Source organism: Kineococcus aridisoli (assembly GCF_050871885.1).
GTDB lineage: Bacteria > Actinomycetota > Actinomycetes > Actinomycetales > Kineococcaceae > Kineococcus.
The window spans coordinates 1-23,243 of the sequence record NZ_JBJLSF010000078.1 but is presented as its reverse complement, the minus strand read 5'-3'; the positions used below and the strand labels follow the sequence as shown (position 1 = coordinate 23,243).

23 protein-coding genes, 1 tRNA gene, 1 pseudogene and 1 riboswitch are annotated in these 23,243 nt (G+C 76.7%); of the genes and pseudogenes, 15 read left to right on the top strand and 10 right to left on the bottom strand.

Annotated elements, in window-relative coordinates; translation table 11 throughout:
• The first annotated feature begins 142 nt into the window (after positions 1–142).
• A riboswitch (SAM riboswitch) is annotated at positions 143–255 on the top strand.
• A gap of 11 nt (positions 256–266) precedes the next feature.
• The gene (locus tag ACRYM2_RS18015; RefSeq protein ID WP_432523809.1) at positions 267–728 is read left to right on the top strand and encodes an OsmC family protein; all 462 of its coding nucleotides are present in this window, start codon (positions 267–269) and stop codon (positions 726–728) included.
• Here ACRYM2_RS18015 and ACRYM2_RS18010 read toward each other — a convergent pair whose 3' ends face one another.
• A complete protein-coding gene (locus ACRYM2_RS18010; RefSeq protein WP_432523808.1) occupies positions 729–1,868 on the bottom strand; it encodes a PucR family transcriptional regulator in 1,140 nt (379 codons plus the stop codon).
• A 90-nt stretch (positions 1,869–1,958) separates the two neighbouring features.
• On the opposite strand from ACRYM2_RS18010, the gene ACRYM2_RS18005 reads away from it, so the two are divergent.
• From ACRYM2_RS18005 to ACRYM2_RS17990, 4 genes are all read left to right on the top strand, one after another.
• Positions 1,959–2,879, top strand: a complete 921-nt coding sequence (locus ACRYM2_RS18005; protein WP_432523807.1) for a proline dehydrogenase family protein — start codon at positions 1,959–1,961, stop codon at positions 2,877–2,879.
• Between the two features lie 26 nt (positions 2,880–2,905).
• Positions 2,906–4,540 carry an L-glutamate gamma-semialdehyde dehydrogenase gene (gene pruA / locus ACRYM2_RS18000; protein ID WP_432523806.1) on the top strand — a complete coding sequence of 545 codons (1,635 nt, stop codon included), beginning with the start codon at positions 2,906–2,908 and terminating at the stop codon, positions 4,538–4,540.
• Positions 4,541–4,616: 76 nt separating this feature from the next.
• Entirely contained in the window at positions 4,617–5,081 is a 465-nt protein-coding gene (locus ACRYM2_RS17995; protein WP_432523805.1) for a phage holin family protein, read from the top strand.
• Complete coding sequence (locus ACRYM2_RS17990) at positions 5,078–5,428, top strand: DUF3618 domain-containing protein (protein ID WP_432523804.1); 351 nt, start codon at positions 5,078–5,080, stop codon at positions 5,426–5,428. The genes ACRYM2_RS17995 and ACRYM2_RS17990 overlap by 4 nt, the downstream gene beginning before the upstream one ends.
• Before the next feature lie 61 nt (positions 5,429–5,489).
• Here ACRYM2_RS17990 and ACRYM2_RS17985 read toward each other — a convergent pair whose 3' ends face one another.
• Complete coding sequence (locus ACRYM2_RS17985; protein ID WP_432523803.1) at positions 5,490–6,527, bottom strand: LLM class flavin-dependent oxidoreductase; 1,038 nt, start codon at positions 6,525–6,527, stop codon at positions 5,490–5,492.
• 170 nt (positions 6,528–6,697) lie between these two features.
• Here ACRYM2_RS17985 and soxR point away from each other — a divergent pair, with 170 nt between their 5' ends.
• Together soxR and ACRYM2_RS17975 are read left to right on the top strand one after the other, a co-directional pair.
• Positions 6,698–7,171 (top strand): redox-sensitive transcriptional activator SoxR, encoded by a 474-nt coding sequence (gene soxR, locus ACRYM2_RS17980; protein WP_432523802.1) that lies wholly within the window; start codon positions 6,698–6,700, stop codon positions 7,169–7,171.
• A gap of 204 nt (positions 7,172–7,375) precedes the next feature.
• Positions 7,376–9,223: pseudogene (locus ACRYM2_RS17975) on the top strand (SpoIIE family protein phosphatase); the annotation flags it as partial.
• A gap of 45 nt (positions 9,224–9,268) precedes the next feature.
• Here ACRYM2_RS17975 and ACRYM2_RS17970 read toward each other — a convergent pair.
• The 5 genes from ACRYM2_RS17970 to ACRYM2_RS17950 all read right to left on the bottom strand — a co-directional run bounded on the left by ACRYM2_RS17970 (position 9,269) and on the right by ACRYM2_RS17950 (position 13,934).
• A tRNA-Gly gene (locus ACRYM2_RS17970) sits at positions 9,269–9,341 on the bottom strand.
• A 16-nt stretch (positions 9,342–9,357) separates the two neighbouring features.
• Positions 9,358–9,753, bottom strand: a complete 396-nt coding sequence (locus tag ACRYM2_RS17965) for a hypothetical protein (RefSeq protein ID WP_432523801.1) — start codon at positions 9,751–9,753, stop codon at positions 9,358–9,360.
• Positions 9,750–10,595 (bottom strand): PrsW family intramembrane metalloprotease, encoded by an 846-nt coding sequence (locus ACRYM2_RS17960; protein WP_432523800.1) that lies wholly within the window; start codon positions 10,593–10,595, stop codon positions 9,750–9,752. Before ACRYM2_RS17960 ends, ACRYM2_RS17965 begins: the two co-directional genes overlap by 4 nt.
• 53 nt (positions 10,596–10,648) lie before the next feature.
• Entirely contained in the window at positions 10,649–11,176 is a 528-nt protein-coding gene (locus tag ACRYM2_RS17955) for an FBP domain-containing protein (protein WP_432523799.1), read from the bottom strand.
• A 40-nt stretch (positions 11,177–11,216) separates the two neighbouring features.
• Complete coding sequence (locus ACRYM2_RS17950) at positions 11,217–13,934, bottom strand: putative bifunctional diguanylate cyclase/phosphodiesterase (protein ID WP_432523798.1); 2,718 nt, start codon at positions 13,932–13,934, stop codon at positions 11,217–11,219.
• A 204-nt stretch (positions 13,935–14,138) separates the two neighbouring features.
• On the opposite strand from ACRYM2_RS17950, the gene ACRYM2_RS17945 reads away from it, so the two are divergent.
• Positions 14,139–15,824 carry a putative bifunctional diguanylate cyclase/phosphodiesterase gene (locus ACRYM2_RS17945; RefSeq protein ID WP_432523797.1) on the top strand — a complete coding sequence of 562 codons (1,686 nt, stop codon included), beginning with the start codon at positions 14,139–14,141 and terminating at the stop codon, positions 15,822–15,824.
• A gap of 12 nt (positions 15,825–15,836) precedes the next feature.
• On the opposite strand, the gene ACRYM2_RS17940 is transcribed toward ACRYM2_RS17945, so the two are convergent.
• Complete coding sequence (locus tag ACRYM2_RS17940; RefSeq protein WP_432523796.1) at positions 15,837–16,451, bottom strand: hypothetical protein; 615 nt, start codon at positions 16,449–16,451, stop codon at positions 15,837–15,839.
• 86 nt (positions 16,452–16,537) lie between these two features.
• On the opposite strand from ACRYM2_RS17940, the gene ACRYM2_RS17935 reads away from it, so the two are divergent.
• Positions 16,538–17,674 (top strand): spore photoproduct lyase family protein, encoded by a 1,137-nt coding sequence (locus tag ACRYM2_RS17935; protein WP_432523795.1) that lies wholly within the window; start codon positions 16,538–16,540, stop codon positions 17,672–17,674.
• Between the two features lie 61 nt (positions 17,675–17,735).
• On the opposite strand, the gene ACRYM2_RS17930 is transcribed toward ACRYM2_RS17935, so the two are convergent.
• Positions 17,736–18,119 carry a VOC family protein gene (locus ACRYM2_RS17930; protein WP_432523794.1) on the bottom strand — a complete coding sequence of 128 codons (384 nt, stop codon included), beginning with the start codon at positions 18,117–18,119 and terminating at the stop codon, positions 17,736–17,738.
• 72 nt (positions 18,120–18,191) lie between these two features.
• Between ACRYM2_RS17930 and ACRYM2_RS17925 the strand changes: the two genes are divergently transcribed.
• The 6 genes from ACRYM2_RS17925 to ACRYM2_RS17900 all read left to right on the top strand — a co-directional run bounded on the left by ACRYM2_RS17925 (position 18,192) and on the right by ACRYM2_RS17900 (position 22,516).
• Positions 18,192–18,992, top strand: coding sequence for a TetR/AcrR family transcriptional regulator C-terminal domain-containing protein (locus ACRYM2_RS17925; protein ID WP_432523793.1), 801 nt, complete (start codon positions 18,192–18,194; stop codon positions 18,990–18,992).
• Positions 18,989–19,915: a hypothetical protein gene (locus tag ACRYM2_RS17920; protein WP_432523792.1), complete on the top strand. Its 927-nt coding sequence runs from the start codon at positions 18,989–18,991 to the stop codon at positions 19,913–19,915. The genes ACRYM2_RS17925 and ACRYM2_RS17920 overlap by 4 nt, the downstream gene beginning before the upstream one ends.
• Before the next feature lie 29 nt (positions 19,916–19,944).
• Complete coding sequence (locus tag ACRYM2_RS17915; RefSeq protein ID WP_432523791.1) at positions 19,945–20,751, top strand: thymidylate synthase; 807 nt, start codon at positions 19,945–19,947, stop codon at positions 20,749–20,751.
• Positions 20,752–20,783: 32 nt separating this feature from the next.
• Positions 20,784–21,275, top strand: coding sequence for a dihydrofolate reductase (locus ACRYM2_RS17910; protein WP_432523790.1), 492 nt, complete (start codon positions 20,784–20,786; stop codon positions 21,273–21,275).
• 122 nt (positions 21,276–21,397) lie between these two features.
• Positions 21,398–21,688 carry a hypothetical protein gene (locus ACRYM2_RS17905; protein WP_432523789.1) on the top strand — a complete coding sequence of 97 codons (291 nt, stop codon included), beginning with the start codon at positions 21,398–21,400 and terminating at the stop codon, positions 21,686–21,688.
• A gap of 84 nt (positions 21,689–21,772) precedes the next feature.
• On the top strand, positions 21,773–22,516 hold the full coding sequence (locus tag ACRYM2_RS17900; protein WP_432523788.1) for a DsbA family oxidoreductase: 744 nt from the start codon (positions 21,773–21,775) through the stop codon (positions 22,514–22,516).
• 22 nt (positions 22,517–22,538) lie between these two features.
• On the opposite strand, the gene ACRYM2_RS17895 is transcribed toward ACRYM2_RS17900, so the two are convergent.
• On the bottom strand, positions 22,539–23,117 hold the full coding sequence (locus ACRYM2_RS17895; RefSeq protein ID WP_432523787.1) for a TerD family protein: 579 nt from the start codon (positions 23,115–23,117) through the stop codon (positions 22,539–22,541).
• Between the last annotated feature and the right edge of the window lie 126 nt (positions 23,118–23,243).

Here is a 23,243-nt window from a genome sequence, read left to right as displayed (position 1 = left end):
CCCCCCCCCCCCGCCCCCCCCCCCGCGGCCGGGCCCCCCCCCCCCCCCCCCCCCCCCCCCCCCCCGGACCCGGGAGGGCCGGACGGGTGGATCCGGGCGGAGCGGTTGCGGGCGCAACCAGGCGCCGCCTACGGTCGCAGCAGGTCACGAGCGTCAGCAGCGAAGGCCCCGGCCGCTGACCGGCAACCCCCACGTCGGGGGTGCTCCCGGGTGACGACCTGGCCCGCGCGCGACCGCGCCGGGCAACGACGGACGAGGAGATCCCCGTGCCCAGGACCACCGTGCCCTTCGTGATCGACGCCGAGGGGACGGGCGTCGCGCAGACGCTCACCGTCGCCGGCGAGAACGAGCACGTCTTCACCGCCGACACCTACCCGTCCTTCGGCGGGGCCGACTCGGCGCCCAGCCCGCTCAGCTACGCCCTCGGCGCGCTGACCTCCTGCCACCAGGTGACCGGCAGCATCGTCGCGAAGGACCTCGGCATCGCGCTGGGCCGCTGGAGCTTCCGCGTGCAGGGCGACCTGGACCCCTCGGTCATCGCCAGGGGCGCCGAGGGCAACGCGAACTTCGACGCCGTCGACGTGCGGGTGCGCCTGGAGACCGACGCCACCCCCGAGCAGTTCGAGCGGCTGCGCGCCGAGACCGAGCGCCGCTGCCCGGTGACGCAGCTGTTCGTGCGCAGCGGCCTGCGCTTCACCAGCGCCTGGGAGGCCGCGCCGCCGGCGTGATCACGGCTCCCCGTCCGGGGTGCGTGCCGGGTCGGGGGGAGCCAGGACCAGCGCCAGGTGCAGCGCCAGCCGGTCGGCGCCGCTGCCGAGGTCGTAGCCGCTGACCTCCTGCACGCGCCGCAGCCGGTGGTAGAGGGTCTGGCGGTGGATGGACAGCGCCGCGGCGGTGCGCTGGGCGCTGCCGGCCAGGTCCAGGTAGGTGCGGGCCGTCTCCACCAGCTCGGGGTCGGCGGCCAGCAGCCGCCGGGCCCGCTCGTCGCGGACCACCTCGGCCAGCGCCGTGGGCCCGGCCAGGGCGTGCAGGCGCAGCGCGCCCAGGCGCTCCCACTCGCGCACCCCCGCCCCGCCGGCGCGCAGCGCGGCGTCGGCCTGCCGCCAGCCGGTGTGCGCCTCGGCCGCGGTCACCGCCGCCGAGACCCCCGCCGCCACCCCGCCCGGGTGCTGGGGGGCCAACGCGGCCGCGGCCCGCGCGGCCACCTCGGTGCCGGCCAGCGGCGTCGGCACGACGAGCGCGGCGCGCCGGCCCACGGCGGCGGTGAGCACGGCCCGCGGCAGCAGCCACGCGTTGACCGCCCCGGCGGGGCCGCCGCCCACCGGGGCCAGCGCCACCACCTGCACCGAGGCCGTCAGCAGCCCGTCGCGGCGCAGCTCCTCCACGGCGCGGGCGCGGGCCCCGGCGTCGGCCGACAGCAGCTCGCCCACCGCCCACGTCGTGCGGTCCGCGGCGCGCGCGCGGGTGGCCAGCGTCGCTGCGACGACGTCGAGGACGTCGTGCACCCGCTCCAGCTGCTCGGCGCGCACCCGCCCGTGCGGGTCCAGCAGCCACAGGTAGCCGTAGGTGACCTGCCGCCAGCGCACCGGCAGGCACCAGCGGGCCAGCCGCCCGGCCGCCGGGTCGCCGGGGATGCGCAGCGGCGCGGTCGCGCGCGCGATGCCGAAGCCGGCGAACAGCTGCTGCACGGCCGGGTCGGAGCGCCGGCGCAGGATCGAGGAGCGGCGCACCTCGTCGATGACGTCGTCGTGGCCGGAGGAGGCCACCAGGTGCAGGTCGCGGTCCTCCAGCGTCGCCGGGGCGCCGGTGAGGTCGGCGACGGTGTCGACGAGGTCCTGCAGCTCCGCGGGACCGGACGGCGAGCTCACCGGCCCATCATCCACCTGGATGACGGCGGGGGACGAAAAGGTGACGTCCGTCCATCGCCGCGCGGGCCCGCGCGGTCCTAGCGTCGAAGGGTGTTCGGACAACTCCTGCTCGGCGTCGCCGGTACCCCCGGCGTCCGCTCGCTCGTGACCGGCAGCGGCCTCAGCCGTCCCGTCGTGGAGCGCTTCGTCGCCGGCGAGGACGTCGACGCCGCCGTGCGCACCGCGCGCGCCCTGGCCGCCGACGGCATCGCCGTCACCCTCGACCGCCTCGGCGAGGACGTCACCGACGACGCCCAGGCCGACGCCACCGTCGCCGGCTACCGCGAGCTCGTCGACCGGCTGGCCGCCGAGGGCCTCGCGGAGGGCAACGAGGTCTCGGTGAAGCTGTCCGCGCTGGGCCAGTCGCTGGGGCCGGCCGGTCCGCGGCGGGCCACCGAGCGCGCCCGCGAGCTCGTCGGGCACGCCGTCGCCGCGGGCGTGGACGTCACCCTCGACATGGAGGACCACACCCGCGTCGAGGACACCCTGGCGACCGTGCGGACGCTGCGCGCCGACTTCCCGCGCCTGGGCTGCGTGCTGCAGTCGATGCTCTTCCGCACCGCTGCCGACGCCCGCGAGCTGGCCGTCCCCGGCTCGCGGGTGCGGCTGGTCAAGGGCGCCTACGCCGAACCCGCCGAGGTCGCCGCCCCCGCCAAGGCCGACGTCGACAAGGCGTACGTGCGCTGCCTGCGCACGCTGCTCGACGGCGGCGCGTACCCGATGATCGCCACCCACGACCTGCGGATCGTGCGCATCGCCGAGGACCTCGTCGCCGGCCGCGACCGCGGCTCCTGCGAGTTCCAGATGCTCTACGGCATCCGGGTGCCCGAGCAGCGGCGGCTGGCCGCCGCCGGGCACGCCGTGCGCGTGTACGTGCCCTACGGCACCGACTGGTACGGCTACTTCTCCCGCCGCCTCGCCGAGCGCCCGGCAAACCTCGCCTTCTTCGCCCGCTCCCTCGTCACCCGCTGACGCCCCAGACCCCCGGAGGAACCCCCGTGCAGTCCGTGACCGAGGTCCCCGTCCCGCGCAACGAGCCCGTCCACGGCTACGCGCCGGGCAGCCCCGAGCGCAAGCTGCTCACCGACGCCCTCGCCGAGCAGGCGGCGAACCCGGTGGAGCTCACCCAGACGATCGGCGGCGTGCAGTCGGCGGGCGGCGGCGAGCGCGTCGACGTCGTCCAGCCGCACCGGCACGCGAGCGTGCTGGGCACCTTCGCCAGCGCCACCCACGCCGACGCGCGGGCCGCCGTCGAGGCCGCGACGGCCGCCGCGCCCGCGTGGGCGGCCATGGACTACGACGAGCGCGCCGCGGTGTTCCTGCGCGCGGCCGACCTGCTGGCCGGCCCGTGGCGCGAGCGCATCGCCGCCGCCACGATGCTCGGGCAGTCCAAGACGGCGCAGCAGGCCGAGATCGACGCCCCCTGCGAGCTGGTGGACTTCTGGCGCTTCAACGTCGCCTTCGGCCGCCGCCTCATCGCCGAGCAGCCGATCAGCTCGCCGGGGGTGTGGAACCGCCTGGACCACCGCCCCCTGGAGGGCTTCGTCTACGCGGTCACCCCGTTCAACTTCACCGCCATCGCCGCGAACCTGCCGACCGCGCCGGCCCTCATGGGCAACACCGTGGTGTGGAAGCCGTCGCCCACGCAGACGCTGTCGGCCTGGTGGACGATGCGGCTGCTGGAGGCGGCGGGCCTGCCGCCCGGCGTGGTCAACATGCTGCCCGGCGACGGGCGGGCCGTCTCCGACGTCGTGCTCGCCGACCCGCGGCTGTCCGGCATCCACTTCACCGGCTCCACCGCCACCTTCCAGCACCTGTGGCGCGCGGTGGGCGAGAACATCGCCGGCTACCGCACCTACCCGCGGCTGGTGGGGGAGACCGGCGGCAAGGACTTCGTCCTCGCCCACCCCTCGGCCGACCCGGACGTGCTGTCGACGGCGATGCTGCTGGGCGCCTTCGAGTACCAGGGGCAGAAGTGCTCCGCGGCCTCGCGCGCGTTCGTGCCGCGCTCGGTGTGGGAGCGGATGGGCGAGCGCTTCCTCGCCGACGTCGAGGCGCTGCGCTTCGGCGACGTCACCGACCTGTCGAACTTCGGCGGCGCCGTCATCGACGCCCGCTCCTTCGCCAGGAACGCGGCGGCGATCGAGCGCGCCCGCGCCACCGACGGGATCCGGGTGGCCGCCGGCGGAACCTGCGACGACTCCGAGGGCTGGTTCGTGCGCCCGACGGTGCTGCTGGGCGAGGACCCGGCCGACGACGCGTTCTGCACCGAGTACTTCGGGCCGATCCTCGCCGTGCACGTCTACGACGACGCGCGCCCCGGCGCCTGGGAGCAGGCGCTGCGCACCGTCGAGTCCGGTTCCCCCTACGGGCTGACCGGTGCCGTGGTCGCCACCGACCGCCGGGCCGTGGCGCAGGCCCAGCGCGAGCTGCGCTTCACGGCGGGCAACTTCTACGTCAACGACAAGCCGACCGGCGCTGTCGTCGGCCAGCAGCCCTTCGGCGGCTCGCGCGCCTCGGGCACCAACGACAAGGCCGGCTCGATCCTCAACCTGCAGCGCTGGACCAGCCCGCGCTCGATCAAGGAGAACTTCCTGCCGCCGACCGAGCACGTCTACCCGCACATGCGCTGAGCACGGGGTCGCCGCGCGCCGGGGGCGCGGCGGTCCCGGGGTGTCGTCCGGCCCGCGCCGGGGTACACCTGGAGCCATGAGCCAACCGACGGGATCCACGAGGGTGGACGACCTCAGCGTGTCCACGGGACCGGGGCCGGTCGCCTCCCCGACCCGTTCCGACGAGAGCGTCGGTCAGCTGGTCAGCCAGCTCACCGAGACGGTCTCCCACCTCGTCCGCGACGAGGTGCAGCTGGCCAAGATGGACCTGGCCGAGAAGGGCAAGAAGGCCGGCACCGGCATCGGGATGTTCTCCGTCGCCGGGCTGCTGGCCTTCTTCGGCATCGGCGCCCTGATCACCACGGCGATCCTCGCGCTCTCGCTCGCGCTCGACGCCTGGCTGGCCGCGCTGATCGTGGGCGTCGTGCTCATCGCGGTGGCGGTCGTCGTGGGGCTGCTGGGCAGGAAGGAGGTCCAGCAGGCGGCGCCGCCGGTGCCGCAGGCGGCCGTCGACAGCGTCAAGCAGGACGTGGCTGCGGCCAAGGAGGGGTTCCACCGGTGAGCGAGACCCAGAAGGGCGCCAACGGCGTGCCCACCGACCGCGCCGCGCTCGAGCGCGACATCGAGATCACCCGCGACCGCCTGGCCGCGACGGCCGACGCCCTCGCCGCGAAGGCCGACGTGAAGGCGCAGGCCCAGCACAAGGTCGACGACGTCAAGGCGCAGGCGCTGCACAAGGTCGACGAGCTGCGCGGGCACGCCGCCTCGACGGTGCACACCGCGGGCGCGAAGGTGCAGGGCGTCTCGGCGAGCGCGCCGGGGTCGGCCAGGCAGCAGAGCGGGGTGCTGCTCGGCGCGGTCGTGGCGGTCACGGCCGTCGCCGTCTGGCTGGTCGTCCGCAGGCGCTGACCCGGAGCGGGGGCCGGTGGCCGGGGTCCCCCCGGCCGCCGGCCGCCGGCCCCCGCTCGTCTCAGCCGCCGAGCTCCTCGCGCACCAGCGGCGCCACCTCGGTGCCGAGCAGCTCGACGGCCTTCATCACGTCGGCGTGCGGCATCGTGCCCGCGCTCAGGTGCAGCATGAAGCGGTCGACGCCCAGCTGCTCGTGCTGGAAGAGGATCTTTTCGGCGACCTCCTGCGGGGAGCCGACGAGCAGGGCGCCGCGGCGGCTGCGGGCCGCCTCGTAGCTGGTGCGCGAGAAGTGGTTCCAGCCGCGCTCGCGGCCCAGGCCGTTCATGACCGCCTGGTAGGGGCGGAAGTGGACCTCCTCGGCGCGCTGGGTGGTCGCCGCGACGAACCCGTGCGAGTGGGTCGCCACCCGCAGCGTCGCGGGGTCGTGCCCGGCGCGGCGGCCGGCCTCGCGGTACAGCTCGGCCAGCGGGGCGAACTGCTCGGGCATCCCGCCGATGATGGCCAGCGCCAGCGGGAGGCCGAGGGTGCCGGCGCGCACGACGGACTGCGGGTTGCCGCCGACGGCGACCCACACGGGCAGCGGCTGCTGCACCGGGCGGGGGTAGACGCCGAGGCCGGGGATGGCCGGGCGGTGCCCGCCGCGCCACTCCACCCGCTCCGGGTCCGCGCGGATGGCCAGCAGCAGCTCCAGCTTCTCGGCGAACAGCTCGTCGTAGTCCCCGAGGTCGTAGCCGAACAGCGGGAAGGACTCGATGAAGGAGCCGCGCCCGGCCATGACCTCGGCGCGCCCGCCCGAGAGCCCGTCGAGGGTGGCGAACTGCTGGAAGACGCGGACGGGGTCGTCGGAGCTGAGGACGGTGACGGCGCTGGAGAGGCGGATGCGCGAGGTGCGGGTGGCGGCGGCCGCGAGCACGACGGCGGGGGCGGAGGCGGCGTAGTCGGGGCGGTGGTGCTCGCCGAGGGCGTAGACGTCCAGGCCCACCTGGTCGGCCAGCTCGATCTCCTCGACGACCTCGCGCAGCCGCTCGGCGTGGCTGATCGTCGTCCCCGTCGCCGGGTCCGGCGTCGTCTCCGCGAACGCGCTGATGCCGATCTCCACGGTGTCCCCCTCGGTGTTTGAAGTTTCAATCAGCACCGTAACGCACGGGCGCCCCCGCGTCATCCCCTCCGTTCGCGATCTTCCGCGGTGCACCGTGGAAGATCACCGATCGGAGGGAGAGGGACGTGTCCGGGTCGACGCGGCCGCGGCCCGCGGGCGATCCTGCCCCCGTGAGCGCGCGCGAGGACCTGCTGAGCATCGGCACCGTCGCCGCCCGCGCCGGGCTCTCGGTCGCCGCGCTGCGCCACTACGAGGAGCGCGGCCTGCTGACGGCGGTCCGCGACGGCGCGGGCCGCCGGCGCTTCCCCCGCCACGTGCTGCGCCGGCTGGCCGTCATCGCCGCCGGTCAGCGCGTCGGGCTCTCGCTGGCCGCCATCGGCGAGGCCCTGGCCACCCTGCCCGCCGACCGCGCCCCGTCCGCGCGCGAGTGGTCGCGCGTCGGGGAGCTGTGGCAGGAGCTGCTGGAGGCCCGCATCCGCGAGCTGGAGGCGCTGCGCAGCTCCCTCACCGGCTGCATCGGCTGCGGCTGCCTGTCGCTGAGCCGGTGCTCGCTGTTCAACCCGGGCGACGCCGCGGCCGCCGAGGGCGCCGGGTCCCGCTGGCTGCGCACGGCGGGGGGAGCTGCTCCGGGCGGGCACCACTAGATTCGCGGGCGTGGTGACCAGCGCGTGGTGACGAGCCTGCCGTTCGGCGTCGCGGCGGACCTGCGCGCCGCCTACGAGGCCGTGGACTGGGCGGCGACCCCGCTGGGCGAGCCCGCCGGCTGGAGCCGGTCGCTGCGCCGGTCGCTGGAGCTGGCCCTGGGCACCCGCTTCGCCGCGCTCGTGTGCTGGGGCCCGGAGCTCGTCATGCTCTACAACGCCGCCTACGCCGACTTCATGGGCGACAAGCACCCCGCGGCGCTGGGCCGGCCGGTGCGCGAGGTCTTCCCCGAGGCGTGGGACGACATCAGCGCGCTGTTCGAGACCGCGCTGGCCGGCGAGGCGACGTGGTCGGTGGACATGCCGCTGCTGCTGGACCGCCGCGGCTTCCCCGAGGAGAGCTTCCACACCTTCTCCTACTCCCCGCTGCGCGAGGACGACGGCCGTGTCGCGGGCGTCATGGACATCACCGTGGAGACCACCCGGCAGGTGCAGGACCACCGCCGCCTGGAGCTGCTCACCCGCCTCGGGGACCTCGCCAGCGAGCTGCAGCCGCCGCTGGAGCTGGCCCAGCGCGCGCTCGACGTGCTCGGCACCGCCCCCCTGGACCTGCCGGCCGTCGACCTGCAGCTGCCGGGCTCGCCGCGCCGGCTGCCCGAGCCGCCCGTGGCGCTGCGCCCGCGCCAGGTCCTCGTGCGCGAGGACCCCGACGGCTCGCGCACGGCGTGGGTGCGCATCCCCGCCGCCCTCGGCGGCGACTCCCCGGGCGTGCTGGCCGCCCGCCTGTCCACCGCCATCGCCGTCGACGCCGCCTACCGCGACTTCGTCCGCCTCGTCGCCGCCACCGTCGGCGACGCCCTGTCCGCCGCCGCCTCCTACGAGGCCGAGCGCCGCCGCGCCGACCTGCAGCAGTGGCAGGCCCAGCGCCTGGCGGGCCTGGTCGCCGTCGCCCAGGCGCTCTCGGACGTGGAGGAGGAGGTCGACGTCCTGCGGGTGCTCGCGCGCGGCGCCGCGGTGCTGCTGGGCGCCGACGGCATCGCGCTGGGCCTGATCGACACCGACGAGCAGGGCCGCCGGCTGGCCGTCCTCGGCGACGAGCTCGACCCCGCGGCGCGGGCCCTGGGCGGTGCGCTCGGCGGCAGCCCCGCCGTCGAGACCGCCGGCGGGCGCACCACGGCCGCCTGGCCGCTGCGCCTGGCCGACCGGGTCGTCGGCGCCCTGGGGCTGTCGTGGAACGGCGAGCGGGAGGTGATGGACGAGGACGCCGACCTGCTGACCGCGCTGGCCGCCTCCACCGCCCAGGCGGTCGACCGCGTGCGGGCGCTGCGCGCCGAGCGCACCGCCGCCGACGCCGTCCGCAGCCTGGCCGAGACGCTGCAGCGCAGCCTGCTCACCTCCGCGCCCCACCCGGACCACCTGGAGATCGCCGCGCGCTACCTGCCGGCCGCCGAGCACGCCCAGGTCGGCGGCGACTGGCATGACGCCTTCCTCACCGCCGGCGGCACCACCTGCCTGGTCATCGGCGACGTCACCGGCCACGACCAGGACGCCGCCGCCGCGATGGGCCAGGTGCGCAACCTGCTGCGCGGCATCGGCTACTCGCTGGAGGTCTCGCCCGCGGCCGCGCTGGCGGCCCTGGACCGCGCCATGCGCGACCTCGGCGTCGGGGCGCTGGCCACCGGCGTCCTGGCCACCATCGAGCCCCTGGAGGGGACGCCGGACTGGCGGCTGCGCTGGTCCAACGCGGGGCACCCGCCGCCGCTGGTCGTCGCGCCCGACGGCTCCGTCGAGCTGCTGCGCACCAGCCCCGACCTGCTGCTGGGCCTGGACGCCGACCAGCCGCGCGCCGACCACGTCCACGGCCTGCCCGCGGGCGCCACCGTGCTGCTCTACACCGACGGCCTCGTGGAGCGGCGGGGCGCCTCGATCGACGAGGGGCTGGCGTGGCTGGCCGAGAGCGCGGCGGCCTTCGCGGCGATGACGCCGGAGGAGGCGTGCGACGCGGCGCTGGAGATGGTGGCCGGGCACGCGGAGGACGACGTCGCGGTGCTGGCGGTGCGGGTGCGGCCGGTCCCCCTCGGGGAGGGGGCCGGCCGGGAGAGCGGACGACGAGACTCGAACTCGCGACCCTCACCTTGGCAAGGTGATGCGCTACCAACTGCGCTACGTCCGCACGAAGCTCCGCCAACCTACACCAGTGCGCGGCCGGGGTCGGCGTAGCCCCCGTCCGCCAGCCCCGCCCAGCGCTCGAAGACGTTGCGGTGCGGCAGGTTGCGCGTCACCAGCGCGTTCAGCCCGTACAGCGCCAGGAACGGCACCGTGCCCAGCAGCGCGTACTGGTCGGCGTGGCGCACCTCGTGCCGGCGGCGGCGCTCGCCGCCCAGCTCCCCGAACAGCCACACGTTGCCGATGGTCGTGCCCCCGCGCCCGTAGGTGCCGCGGGGCATCCCGGCGGCCTCCACGAACAGGTCCGCGCCGACGGTGATCCGCGCCCCGTGCAGCCGCGCCCAGCCCAGCGCCAGCGCGCTGACCGGCAGGTTGCGCCAGGCGCGGTACAGCTCCCAGGCCCGCACCGGCCTGCTCACCGGTGCGCCGCCTCCACCGGCCGGCCCCCGTCCACCGGCTGCAGGGAGCGGCCGGTGTGCGCGCGGTGGGTCAGCACGAGCAGCAGCGCGAGGCTGACGACCACGACGACCACGTGCACCGACAGCCGCTGCGAGACGTCCCACAGCGTGTGCAGCACCACGGCCAGCGCGTAGGCGCCGACGACCCCGGCGACCGCCCGCCCGCGCCGGCGCGCCGTGGGCACCCGCCACAGCGCGGCCACCACGAACGCCGTCCAGGCGAGGTGGCCGGCCGGCGAGAGCAGCCCGCGCAGCAGCAGCGTCTGGCCGACGGCGTCGACGCTGCCGGCCGACAGCAGCGCCTGGAAGCCGTAGCCCATCGTCTCCAGCACCGCGAAGCCGGTGCCGGCGGCGATGCCCACGACGATGCCCCCGCGCGGGTCCCGCGGGCGGGTGAGCACCAGCAGCACCAGCGGCACGATGAGCTTGGCGGCCTCCTCGATGACGCCGACGAGCAGGATCGACAGCGGGCCCAGCTGCACCATCGAGCGGTACTCCCACAGGCCCGCGGCGACCGTGCCGACGACCCCGCCGCCGATGGCGGCGGTGGCCACGAGCCAGCCGCGGGCGGGCACGTCGCGCCCGCCGAGGTCGGCGAAGGTGAGCACCGTCAGCGGCACCGTGATGGAGCCGATGAGCAGCAGCGAGGGGAAGAAGTTGAGGTTGCGGGTGCTCACCATGACGTCGAGGACCACGACGTAGGCGATCACCCCGGCGGCGAGGACGCCGATCCAGGACAGGCGGCGGGCCAGGGAGGGCCGGGCCGCGCCGTCGCGCCGCCCGGCGGCGAGCTGCTTCTGCATGCCCCCCAGCTACCCCCGCCCGCCGGGGTCGAACCCCGGGCGGGCCCGCCGGCTCAGGCGGTGGCGAGCACCCGCTGCGCGAAGGCGGCGGCCCGCTCGTGCAGCGCCTGCGCGCGCTGGGCGATGCTCAGCCCGGGCTCGGGGCGCAGCGTCGGGGTCGGGCGCAGGACGCGCACGTTGTCCGCGCAGGCCAGGTCGCTGCAGGCGCGGGTGCCGACGGGCTCGCGCCGCCGCCCGGGCTCGCCCGCCCGCGCGGCCACGAACAGCGACACCTCGCCGGGTGCCCGGGTGGTGCCGCACAGGTCGCAGACGGCGGTGGTGCGCGCACCGCCACCGGGGGCGGCGCGCAGCGCCAGGCCGACGACGGCCTCGCCGAGCGGCACCAGCAGCCAGCCGCGCTCGGCGGCCCGGGGGTCGCGCCAGCCGACCACCTCGCGGGCGGGGTCGCTGCCGCGCACCCGGGCCGGCACGCGCATGCGGTGCGCCTCGCCCCGGGAGCAGTTGGTCATGCAGGAGCGGATGGCGTCGTCGCTGACGGAACCCGCGGTCAGCCCGGCCGCTGCGGTGGTCGTGGTGGGCACGTCGTCTCCTCGTGAAGGACCCACGGGAGGGTACGCCGCGTCAGGGCACGGTCTCGAACCGGCGGCTGCGCTCGAAGGCGTCGCCGCAGCCGAGCACGGCCGCGGCCAGCGCCTGCGCCGGGACGGGGCGCGCGAACCAGAACCCCTGCGCGGTGTCGCAGCCGGTGGCCTGCAGCGCGCGCACCTGCCCGGGCTCCTCGACGCCCTCGGCGACGACGCCGAGCCCGAAGCTGCGGGCGGCGCCGACGACCAGGCGCACCAGCTCCACCGTGCGCGGGTCGTCGGAGGCGACGAAGCTGCGGTCCACCTTCAGCACGTCCACGGGCACCCGGGCCAGCTGCCCGAAGGAGGTGTACCCGGTGCCGAAGTCGTCGATGGCCACCCGCACGCCCACCGACCGCAGCTGCTCCAGGCGGGCCCAGGCGACGCGGTCCTCCACCATGACGGTCTCGGTGATCTCCAGCGTCAGCCGGTCCGGGGCGATCCCGGCGCCCGCCAGCGCCTCGCGCACGTCGTCCAGCAGGCGCGGGGAGCGCAGGTGGCGGCCGGAGACGTTGACCGCCACCCGCAGCCCGGCGCACGGCCCGCCCTCGCGGTCGAAGGCGACCAGCTGGGCCAGCGAGGTGCGCAGCGCCCAGCGGCCGAGGTCGCAGACCAGGTCCGAGCCCTCGGCGACGGGGATGAACCGGCCCGGGGGCACCAGCCCCTCGCCGGGCTTCTGCCAGCGCACCAGCGCCTCGACGCTGCGGACCCGGCCCGTGGCCAGGTCGGTGACGGGCTGGTAGTGCAGGACGAGCTCGTCGGCGGCCAGCGCGTGCCGCAGGCCCTCCTCGACGGCGGCCCGCTCGGCCAGCGCCTGCCGCAGCTCGTCGTCGTAGACCTCCACGCGCCCGCGGCCGTCGGCCTTGGCGCGGTAGGCGGCGGTGTGCGCCTCCTGCAGCAGCCGGTCGGCGTCGACCGCCTCCGGCCCCTGGCCGGTGCGGCTGACGGCGATGCCGACGCTGGCGCCGGTGCGGACCTCGCACTCGCCCTGCGCGCCGCCGTGCCCGCCGACGGCGATGGGCGCGCCGAGGGTCTGGATGAGCTGGTGGCCGAGGTCGACCAGGCCCTCGACGTCGGCGACGGGCTCGACGAGGACGACGAACTCGTCCCCGCCCAGGCGGGCCACGACGTCGACGGCGCGCACCCGCTCGCGCAGGCGCTGCGCCACGGCCCGCAGCACGTCGTCGCCGGCGCCGTGGCCGAGGGTGTCGTTGACGGCCTTGAACTGGTCGAGGTCGATGAACAGCAGCCCGACGCGGTCGCCGGTGCGGGCGGTGCGGCGCAGCGCGCGGTCGGTCTGGGCCAGCGCCTCGGCCCGGTTGGGCAGCGCGGTCAGCGCGTCGTGGGTGGCCTGGTGCGCCAGGTCCTCCTGCAGCTGCTCGCGGTCGTGCACGGCGGTGATGATCTGCTGGACGGAGGCGTGCACGACGGCGCCGAGGGGACCGCCCAGCGGCCGGCGCACGATCTCGGAGTCCAGCGCCCCGTCGGCGACGGCCTGCGCCTGGGCCTGCACCGTGCGCAGGCTGGTGACGGCGGCGCCCAGGCCGCGGGCCACGGTGCGCGCCTCCGGCGGCCCCTCGACGCGCACGTCGACGAGGTCGCCGAGGCTGATGGCGCGGGCGGCGGTGGCCAGGCGGGCCAGCGGGCCGGCGATCGAGCGGCTGACGGTGAGCACGCCGCCGAGGGAGAGCACGAGCAGCAGCGCCGTGAGGCCGCCGTAGCGCACCAGCTCGCGGCGGGACTGCTCGCGGACGGCCTCGGCGGCCTCGACGGCCTGCGCGGCGGCGGTGTCCAGGACGGCGCGCAGCGCGTCGTCGCGGCCGACGACGGCGCGGCTGAGGTCCAGCAGCGTCGCCGACGTCGGCCGCGCGCCCTCCCCGGAGGCGTCGGCGGCCACGGCGGCGGCCAGGGTGGCGTCCACGGAGCGGGCGTCGGGGTGGGCCCGGGCGCGCACCCAGGCGGAGCGCACGGCGGGGCGGCTGGTGGCGCTGATGTCGGCGGCGGCGAGCCCGAAGCCGGACCAGCTGGCCAGGAACGCCGAGCGCGCCGGCCCGGTGCCGCCGACGGGCGCGGAGACCAGGCCCAGGTAGAAGGGCACCTCCTCGCCGGCGAGGGTGGTGGCGCGGGCGGTGCGCTGCAGGTCGCGCACGGCGTGCTCCAGCCGCTCGTCGTCGCCGCCCCCGGCGGCGGTGGCCAGGTGGGCGTCGACCTCGTCGGCGAGCTGGCGCACGAGGTAGCGGTACTTGTCGAACAGCTGGCGGTTGCTCGTCTCGCGCTGGCTGGGGGTCGGGCCGGTGCCGCGGGAGGCGCGCACGGCCTCCAGGCGCCCGGCCGCCTCCCGCGCCGCGGCGCGGGTCAGCGGGTCGTCCTGGGCGAGCGCGAGGGCGGTGTCGGTGCGCCGGGCGGCGTCGGTGTAGAGGCCCGCCAGGTCGCCGGCCAGCCGGGCGCGGTCGAGGCCGTCGCCGGCGAGGTCGAGCAGCTCGACGCTGGAGACCAGGGGGATGGCCTCCTGGACGACGCGGGCACGCAGGCCGTCGAGGACCACGGCGGCGTGCAGCTGCGCGACGGCGTCCTGGGCGGCGCCCACCCGCTGCACGCGGTGGGTGACCAGGACGCCGGCGGAGGCGGAGAAGCCCAGCAGGGGCACGAGGACGAGCACGAGCAGCCTGGTGCGCAGGCTGATCGAGCGTCGCTCGCGCCGGGTGTCGTCCTCCACCCGTCCGGGATCGACGCGCGGTGCGCCCGCCCTGAGCGCCGCGGGCACCTGCGGGGGCGCCGGTCGCCCGTTCGGGTGCACGCGCGTCGATCCCGCGACGTTTGTGCAGCGCGCCCGCAGGGGCCAGACTGCTCCCCGGGAGCTCTTCTAGAAGAGGCGTCCCGGGAGCCCGGTCGTGTCGTCGCACCAGCGCAGGGAGGCGCCGTGGACCACCACCAGTGGCGCCTCGACGTCGGGCAGGTCTTCGCCACCACCGGCGTCGGCGTCGCGGTCGCGGACCTGCACGGCGTCCTGCTGCGGGTCAACCAGGCGTTCTGCGACGCGCTCGCGCACGACGTGGCGGACGTCGTCGGCCGCAAGCTGGCCGACGTGCTGTCCACCGCGGACGGCGCCTACGACGCCGACGGCGTCGTCGAGGCGCTGCTGACCGGCGCGTCCGCCGTCACCACCGACGTCCTGCTGGCGCGCCCCGGCGGCGGCACCACCCGCACCCCGGCCGTCTCCGCGCTCGCCACCGCCCCGGACGGTGCGGGCGTGGTGGTCGTCCAGGTCTTCGCCGACGGCGTGCGCCGCCACCGCGCGGGCGACGGCGAGCTCGACCCGCTGACCGGGCTGCGCGCGCGCTCGGGCGTCGTCGCCGACCTCGACGAGCGGCTGCGCGGCGGCCGCGGGCTGCTGGGCGTGCTCACCTGCGACCTGGACCGCTTCCGCGTCGTCAACGAGAGCCTGGGCCACGCCGCCGGCGACGAGGTGCTCGTCGCCGTGGCCGAGCGCCTGCTGGCCGGGGTGCGGGCCGGCGACGTCGTCGCCCGCCTCGGCGACGACGAGTTCCTCGTGCTGCTGCCGGGCCTGGCCGAGGTGCGGGAGGCGGTGGAGGTGGCCACCCGGCTGAACGGCGGCCTGGCCGCCCCCGTCGTCCTGGGCGGTCCCGGCGCCCCCCGCGAGATCCGCTGCTCGGTGAGCACCGGCCTGGTCGTCCTCGACCTCGCGCGGCCGGACCCGGTGCTGGGACCGCTGGACGCGGCGGTCGCGCTGCGCGACGCGAACACCGCCCTGGACGCCGCCAAGGCGGCCGGCGGCGGGTGCGTGCGCGTGCACACCGCCGCGATGCGCGAGCAGGCGGTGCAGCGGCTGCTGCTGGAGAACGACCTGCGGCGCGCGCTGGAGCGCGGCGAGCTCGAGGTGCACTACCAGCCGGTGGTCGCGCTGCCGGAGCGGCGGCGCACGGGGTTCGAGGCCCTGGTGCGCTGGCGCCACCCCGAGCGCGGGCTGCTGCTGCCCGAGGACTTCCTGCCGGCGGCCGAGGACTGCGGCCTGGTGCCCGCCGTCGACGCCGTCGTCCTGGAGGAGGTCCTGGACTTCCTGGCCCGCCGGCCCGGCACCCGGGTCGCGGTGAACACCTGCGCCGCCCGCCTCGACGGCACGTTCGCCACCGCGGTCGCGCAGGGGCTGCGCCGGCGCGGGCTCGCCCCGCAGCGGCTGGCGGTGGAACTGCTGGAGACCTCGGTGGTCGACGGGGACAGCGTCACGGAGGGGGAGCTGCACGCGCTCGCCGCCCTGGGCGTGGACGTCCTGCTCGACGACTTCGGCACCGGGTACTCCTCGCTGTCCTACCTGCGCCGGCTGCCGGTGAGCGGGCTGAAGCTCGACGGCTCCTTCGTCGCCGACCTGCCCGCGGACGCCTCCTCGGACCGGATCGCCGCGGCGGTCGCCGGGCTGGCCGAGGGGTTCGGGCTGCTGGGGGTCTGCGAGGGGGTCGAGACGGCCGCGCAGGCAGCGCACGTGCAGCGCCAGGGGTGGCGGCGGGCGCAGGGCTGGCTGTTCGGCCGCCCGGCGCCGGAATCGCACTGGTTCGCCCCCGCCGACGCCCCCGCCGACGCCCCCGCCTGACGCGCCCAGGGGTCAGGACCCCGCCTGCCCCCGGCCCTCCCGCGAGCCCGCGTACCCGGGTTCGCGCACGCGCCGCCAGCGGCGGGAGAAGCCCAGCCCGGGCACCGCGTGGCGCACCGGCTCGAAGGTCAGCGGCTCGTCGTCGGCCGTGCGGGGGTCGGCGTGCAGCACCAGCTCGGCGAAGGGCCGCCAGGTTCCCCGCGGCCGCGCCACCGCCAGCAGCCACCGGCCGCCGCGCTCCTTGGCGCCCACGAGCAGCGGCCCGCCGGGGGTGGTGAAGGCGGCGACGCTGGAGCAGAAGGCGCCCGGCCACCGGCGCGGCTGCGGCAGGCGCCGGCCCAGCACGCCCTCGCCCGTGCTCGCCAGCAGCAGGTCCCACGGCTCGCCCGCCGGGGAGGTCACGCGCAGGGCGAGGCCGAGGACGTCCGGCAGCGGTGGCGGCAGCCCGGCCCCCCGCGACAGGCGCACGAGCGCGCGGTCCTCACCGGGCTCGTCCACCCACCCGACGCCGGTGCGCGGGGACAGCCCGTGCCGCACCACCGTGGCGGGCACGACCGCCCCCCGCGGGTGCAGCGCCTTGCCCGAGCGCACGGCGGCCGCCGTGCGGAACAGCTGCTCGACCACCACCCCCCGATGATCGCCGCAGGGCCGGCGTGGCGCACGGCACAGCGCCCGGTGGACGCGCGCGGGGGCCGCCGGTGTTGAAGGAGGTGATGACGCTCGAGACCGTCCCCGCCGCCGCCGGCACCACCGCCGCCACCGCCGCCAGCACCGCCGCCGCCCCTCGCGGGCCCGTCCTGTGGACCCCGCGCCACGTCCTCGTCACCGCCTCCGCGCAGGCCGAGCCGCACGGGCGCGCCATCGTCGACCGGCTCGTCGCCGCCGGCGTCGACGACGTCCGCCTGCTGGACGGCGACCGCCTGCCGCCGCTGCGCGGGGAGGACGAGCGGGCCACCTACGCGCGGGCGAAGAAGACGCTCGCCGTCGTCACGAGCGCGGCCTCCAAGCGCCGGCCGACGCCGATCCCGCCGAGCGCGGACTTCTCCTTCCCCATCGCCGAGGGCTGCCCCGGGCACTGCCAGTACTGCTACCTGGCGGGCTCGCTGGCGGGCCCGCCGATCACCCGCGTCTACGCCGACCTGCCGCGCATCCTCGCCGGCCTCGACGAGGTCGTCGGCGCCGGCGCGGTGACCTCCGGCACGGCCGAGCGCGGGCACGAGGGCACGACGTTCGAGGCCTCCTGCTACACCGACCCGCTGGCGATCGAGCACGTCACCGGCTCGCTGGCGGCGACGATCGCCCACTTCGGCACCCACGACTGGCCGGGTCCGGTGCAGCTGCGGCTGACCACCAAGTACGACGACGTCGACGGCCTGCTGGACCTGCCGCACGGCGGGCGCACCCGGGTGCGCGCCTCCGTCAACGTGCGCGACGTCGAGCGCTTCGAGGGCGGCACCGCCCGCGTCGGCGCGCGGCTGCGCGCGCTGGGCCGGCTGGCCCGCGCCGGCTACCCCGTCGGCCTGACGATCGCCCCGATCATGCCGGTGGAGGACTGGCGCGAGCGCTACGCCGAGCTGCTGGAGGCCGCCGCGGCCCAGCTGCCGGCCGGCGCCGACCTCACCGTGGAGTGCATCACCCACCGCTTCACGCCCAAGAGCAAGGACGTGCAGCTCGGCTGGTACCCGCGCACCAAGCTGGACCTGGAGGAGTCCACCCGCTCGCGCAAGCACGGCAGGTTCGGCGCGGTGAAGTACGTCTACGACAAGGACGCCATGCGCGAGCTGCGCACCTGGTTCGAGGAGGCTGTGGCCGACCGGCTGCCCTCGGCGCGCTACCTGTACTGGACCTGACCCTTCCCCGATCGGTGATCTTCCTCCAGCGGCAGCGCTGGAGGAAGATCACCGATCCAGGTCAGGCGGCGCCGTTCCAGTCGACGAGCTGGACGACGACCCCGTTGGGGTCGCGGACCTGGAAGGCCCGCTCGCCCCACTCCTCGACGGTCAGCGGCATGGTGATCGCCACCCCCTCCGCCCGCAGGCGGGCCAGCTCGCCCTCGAGGTCGTCGACCTCGAAGGCGAGGATCAGCCCCCGGGCGTGCTCGTCGCGCTGGTCGGCGGGCAGCGTGGCCAGCCCCCGGCGCAGGTAGACCACGTGCGCGCCCGCGTCGGGGCGGGTGAGGCTGGCGAAGCCGTCGGCGGCCATCGCCTCGGTGAAGCCGAAGTGCTCGACGAGGAAGCCGCTGGAGGCCTCGACGTCGTCGACGGTCAGCGAGACCGCGGTACCGGTGATCTGCACGGGAACCCCTCTCTCCACCCCGTACGGCGTACAGGGTACGCCGTACAACGTACGAGCAGCCAGGATGTTCCCGTGAGCCCCGACCGCACCAGCGCCGCCGACCCCGCCCGCACCCTGGCCCTGCTCTGGCGCGACCCCGCCGCGGTGCCGGCCCGCGGCCCGCGCCGCAGCCTCGACCTGGACACCGTCGTCGCCGCGGCCACCGCGCTCGCCGACGAGCAGGGCCTGGCGGCGCTCACCGTGCGCCGCGTCGCCGAGCGCCTCGGCGTGGCCCCCATGTCGCTGTACACCTACGTGGCCGACCGCGACGAGCTGCTCGACCTGCTGCTGGACGCCGCCTACGCCTCCGCCTCCCGCGAGGACACCACCGGCCGCCCCTGGCGCGAGCGCGTGGCCGCGGTCGCCGAGGACAACCGCCGCCTCCACGAGCAGCACCCCTGGGCCGCCGGGATCTCCACGCTGCGCCCGGTGCTGGGCCCGGGGCAGCTGGCCAAGTACGAGCACGAGCTGGCCGCCTTCGACGGCACCGGCCTGGACGACGTCACCGTCGACTCCTGCCTGACGCACCTGCTGCTCGTCGTGCGCGCCTGCGCCCGCGACAGCGCCGACGCGCGCGCGGCGCGCCGCGAGAGCGGCACCGACGACGCGCAGTGGTGGGCCACCGCCGGCCCGCTGCTGGAGCGCGTGCTGGACCCGGCGCGCTACCCGCGCGCCGTGCGGATCGGCACCGCCGCCGGCACCGCGAACGCCAGCGCCCACGACCCCGGGCAGGCGTACCGCTTCGGCGTGCAGCGCGTGCTGGACGGCATCGCGGCCCTCGTCGAGGACCGGGCGCAGGACCGGGCGCGGCCGTCGGGCAGGATCGGCGGGTGAGCGACACCGCCCCGCCCTTCGGCCTCCTCCTCGACGTCGACGGCCCCGTCGCCAGCCCGGTGACCCGATCGATCAGCGCACCCGGGCTGCTGGAGAGCCTGCTGGAGCTGCTGGCCGCCGGGGTGCCCGTCGTCTTCAACACGGGCCGCTCCGACGAGTTCCTGCGCGAGCAGGTCGTCGGCCCGCTGCTGGCGGCGGGCCTGCCGGCGGCCGCGCGGCTGCACGCGGTCTGCGAGAAGGGCGCCGTCACCTTCTCGGTGAGCGCCGACGGGATCGGCCCGGTCACCGTCGACGAGCAGCTCGCGGTGCCCGCACCGGCCGCGCGGGCGCTGGAGGCGCTGGCGCGGGAGTCCTTCGCCGACGTCCTCTTCGTCGACGAGGGCAAGCGCGCGATGGTCTCCCTGGAGCAGCGCCTGGACGTGGACTCGGCCACCTACCTGGCCCGCCAGGGGGACTACGAGCGGGCAGCGCTGGCCGTCTTCGCCGGCCTCGACCTCGGCGTCACCTGGCGGGGCGAGGAGCACCCCGACGGCCGCGGCCGCGTCGACTGGCGCATCGACCCCACGATCATCTCCACCGACGTCGAGTCGGTGCTGCTGGGCAAGGACCGCGGCGCCGAGGTCGCGCTGCGGCTGCTGGCCGCCGACGGGCCGCTGCCGCGCGCCTGGCGCACGGTGGGGGACTCGCGCACCGACTACGCGATGGCCGACTGGCTGCACGCGCACGGGCACGCCGTCGCGCACGTGGACGTGCGCCCCGCCGACGGCGTGCCGGTCACGCCCTACCCGGTGCTCGTGCCGCACCACAGCGTCCACGACGTCGCCGGCGCCGCGTGGCTGGCCCGCATCGCCGCCGTCGTGCGCGGCGAGGCGGCCGACGACGACGGCTTCGACGCGCACCTGGCCGGGCGGCACGTCGGCTGAGCGCCCGGCCTCGCCTAGGCTGTCGGCCCGTGGCGGCTGAGCGGATCGACACCCAGTACGAGGACCTCCTGCGGCACGTGATGGCCACCGGGACGCGCAAGTCCGACCGCACGGGCACCGGCACCCGCAGCGTCTTCGGCCACCAGATGCGCTTCGACCTCTCGCAGGGCTTCCCGCTCGTCACCACCAAGCGGGTGCACTTCAAGTCGGTCGCGCTGGAGCTGCTGTGGTTCCTGCGCGGGGACGGCAACGTGCGCTGGCTGCAGGAGCGCGGGGTGAGCATCTGGGACGAGTGGGCCGACGAGCACGGCGACCTCGGCCCCGTCTACGGCGTGCAGTGGCGCTCCTGGCCCACCCCCGACGGCCGCCACGTGGACCAGGTCGCCCAGGTGCTGCAGACGCTGCGGACCGACCCGGACTCGCGCCGGATGGTCGTCTCCGCCTGGAACGTGGGGGAGCTGGAGAAGATGGCGCTGGCGCCGTGCCACGTGCTGTTCCAGTTCCACGTCGCCGACGGGAAGCTGTCCTGCCAGCTCTACCAGCGCTCCGCGGACCTCTTCCTGGGCGTGCCGTTCAACATCGCCAGCTACGCGCTGCTGACGGTGCTGGTGGCCGCCGAGGTCGGCCTGGAGCCCGGCGACTTCGTCTGGACCGGCGGCGACTGCCACGTCTACGACAACCACGTCGAGCAGGTCGCCGAGCAGCTGACGCGCACGCCGTACCCGTTCCCCGAGCTCGTGGTGCGCCCCGCCGGGCTCTTCGAGCACGAGTTCTCCGACTTCGAGCTCGTCGGCTACCGCCACCACCCGGCCATCAAGGCGCCGGTCGCGGTCTGAGCGGGTCCGGGCACGGGGCACCGGGGGAGCGCGTGATCGGCCTGGTCTGGGCGCAGTCGGCCAACGGCGTCATCGGCGTCGACGGCCGGCTGCCGTGGCACGTCCCCGAGGACCTGGCGCACTTCTCCGCGCTGACGAGCGGCACCACGGTCGTCATGGGCCGGGCCACCTGGGAGTCCCTGCCGCCGCGCTTCCGCCCGCTGCCGCAGCGGCGCAACGTCGTCCTGAGCCGCACCCCCGGCTACCGCGCCGAGGGCGCCGAGGTCTGCGGCGACCTGGCGGCGGCGCTGGCGAGCGCCCCGCGGGTGTGGGTGGTCGGCGGCCGCGCGGTCTACGAGGCCGCCCTGCCGCACGCGGACCGGCTGGAGGTCACCGAGGTCGACCTCGTCGTCGACGGCGACACCGCGGCCCCCGCGATCGGGCCGGAGTGGGTGCGCACCGCGGTGGACCCCGCCGACGGCTGGCGCACCTCCGCGCGCGGCCCCCGCTTCCGCATCGGCACCTGGCAGCGCCGCCCCGCCTGAGCGGGCAGATCGTCCAGCCCGGACGGCCGCGGGTGGGCACGAAGCCCTCGCGCATCCACCGCCGGTGTGCCACCGTGGGTCATCGGGCCCTCCCGGGGCTCCCGGCCGAAGGAGGCGCGGCAGTGCTGACGGTCATGGTCTCGCTCGTGGTGATCCTGCTCGTGGCGGCCCTGGTGGGCCGGGTGTGCTCGCGGACGCGGCCGGGCCAGCGCCGCTCCGCCGACGGGGGCGTGTGGCCCGGGGTGGCCGGTGGCGCGGCCGGCGAGTCCCTAGGCGGGTCCGTGGAGCTGCCGGACACCGGGATCCGCCACCACTCCCACTCCCACCACCACGACGGCGGCGGCTGGGGCGGCTGGGGCGACGGCGGCGGCTCCGGCGGCGACAGCTCCGGCGGTGGCGGCGGCGGGGACTGACCCCGGCGCCCACCCGTCCGCAGCAGCGGACGCGGCGCCCGGCGGAACAGCCCTGCCCGGCGGCCGGTTGCCGCAGGCGTGAAGGTGGAGATCTGGTCCGACGTCGTCTGCCCGTGGTGCTGCGTCGGCAAGCGCCGCTTCGAGCGCGCCCTGCGCGGCTTCGAGCACGCCGACGAGGTCGAGGTGGAGTGGAAGGCGTTCGAGCTGGACCCGGGCGCGGTCTCGGCCACCGCGCGCGCGGCCGGCCCGAGCGACGAGCACGCCCGGCGGCTGGCCGCCAAGCTCGGCCGGGGCGTGGAGGAGGTCCGTGCGGTGGTCGCGTCCGTGGACGCGACGGCCGCCGCGGAGGGGCTGGAGTTCCACCAGGACGTCTCCGTGCCGGCGAACACCCTCGACGCCCACCAGCTGGTCCACCTCGCGGGGCTGCGCGGGGTGCAGGACGCCGTCGGCGAGCGCTTCCTGCGCGCCCACTTCAGCGAGGGCGAGCCGCTGGGCGACCGGGAGACCCTGGTGCGGCTGGCGGCCGAGGCGGGCCTGGACGCCGCCGAGGCCCGCGAGGTCCTGGAGCAGGGCCGCTTCGTCGACGCCGTGCGCGCCGACGAGGCCGAGGCCGCGGCCCTGGGCGCGCGCGGGGTGCCGTTCTTCGTCGTCGACCGCCGCTACGGCGTCTCGGGCGCCCAGCCGGCGGAGCAGTTCCTCGCGGTCCTGGAGCGGGCCTGGGCGGACGGCCGGCCGCTCACCCCCGTCGGCGGGGCCGCCGAGGGGGAGGACGAGGGGGAGCAGGTCTGCGGCCCGGACGGCTGCGCGCCCTCCGCCCCGGCGAGCTAGGCGACGTCCCTGGGCGACGTCACTAGGCGACGTCGACGCCGAAGTCCTGCGCGATGCCGAGCAGACCGTTGGCGTAGCCCTGGCCGACGGCGCGGAACTTCCACTCGCCCGAGTGGCGGTAGACCTCGCCGAAGACCATCGCCGTCTCCGTGGAGGCGTCCTCGGACAGGTCGTAGCGCACGACCTCGCTGCCGTCCGCGCGGTTGACCAGCCGGATGAAGGCGTTGACGACCTGGCCGAAGTTCTGCCGGCGCGCGTCGGCGTCGTGGATGGAGACGGCGAAGACGATCCGCTGGCACTGCTCGGGCACCGAGAGCAGGTCGACCTCGATCACCTCGTCGTCGCCCTCGCCCTCACCGGTGCGGTTGTCGCCGGTGTGGCGCACGGACCCCTCGGGGCTGGCGAGCTGGTTGTAGAAGACGAAGTGGCCGTCGGAGAGCACCTTGCCGCCGGCGCCGAGCAGCAGCGCGCTGGCGTCCAGGTCGAAGTCCAGGCCCGTCGTCGTCCGCACGTCCCAGCCCAGACCGACCTGCGCCTCCGTGAGGTTCGGCGCCACCTTCGTCAGCGAGACGTTCCCGCCCTTGGCCAGTGTCACACCCATGCGGCGACGCTAGCCGAGCCCCCCGGGGGGCGGGGGGGGGGGGGGGGGCGGGGGGGGGGGGGGGGGGGGGGGGGGGGGGGGGGGGGGGGGGGGGCGGGGGGGGGGGGGGGGGGGGGGGGGGGGGGG

What these genes read in the sequence shown, in the direction of transcription:
- ACRYM2_RS17995 (WP_432523805.1), top strand. Translation starts at nt 4,617, where the DNA reads ATGAGCCAACCGACGGGATCCACGAGGGTGGACGACCTCAGCGTGTCC.
- ACRYM2_RS17960 (WP_432523800.1), bottom strand. Translation starts at nt 10,595, where the DNA reads ATGCAGAAGCAGCTCGCCGCCGGGCGGCGCGACGGCGCGGCCCGGCCC.
- ACRYM2_RS17935 (WP_432523795.1), top strand. Translation starts at nt 16,538, where the DNA reads ATGACGCTCGAGACCGTCCCCGCCGCCGCCGGCACCACCGCCGCCACC.
- ACRYM2_RS17895 (WP_432523787.1), bottom strand. Translation starts at nt 23,117, where the DNA reads ATGGGTGTGACACTGGCCAAGGGCGGGAACGTCTCGCTGACGAAGGTG.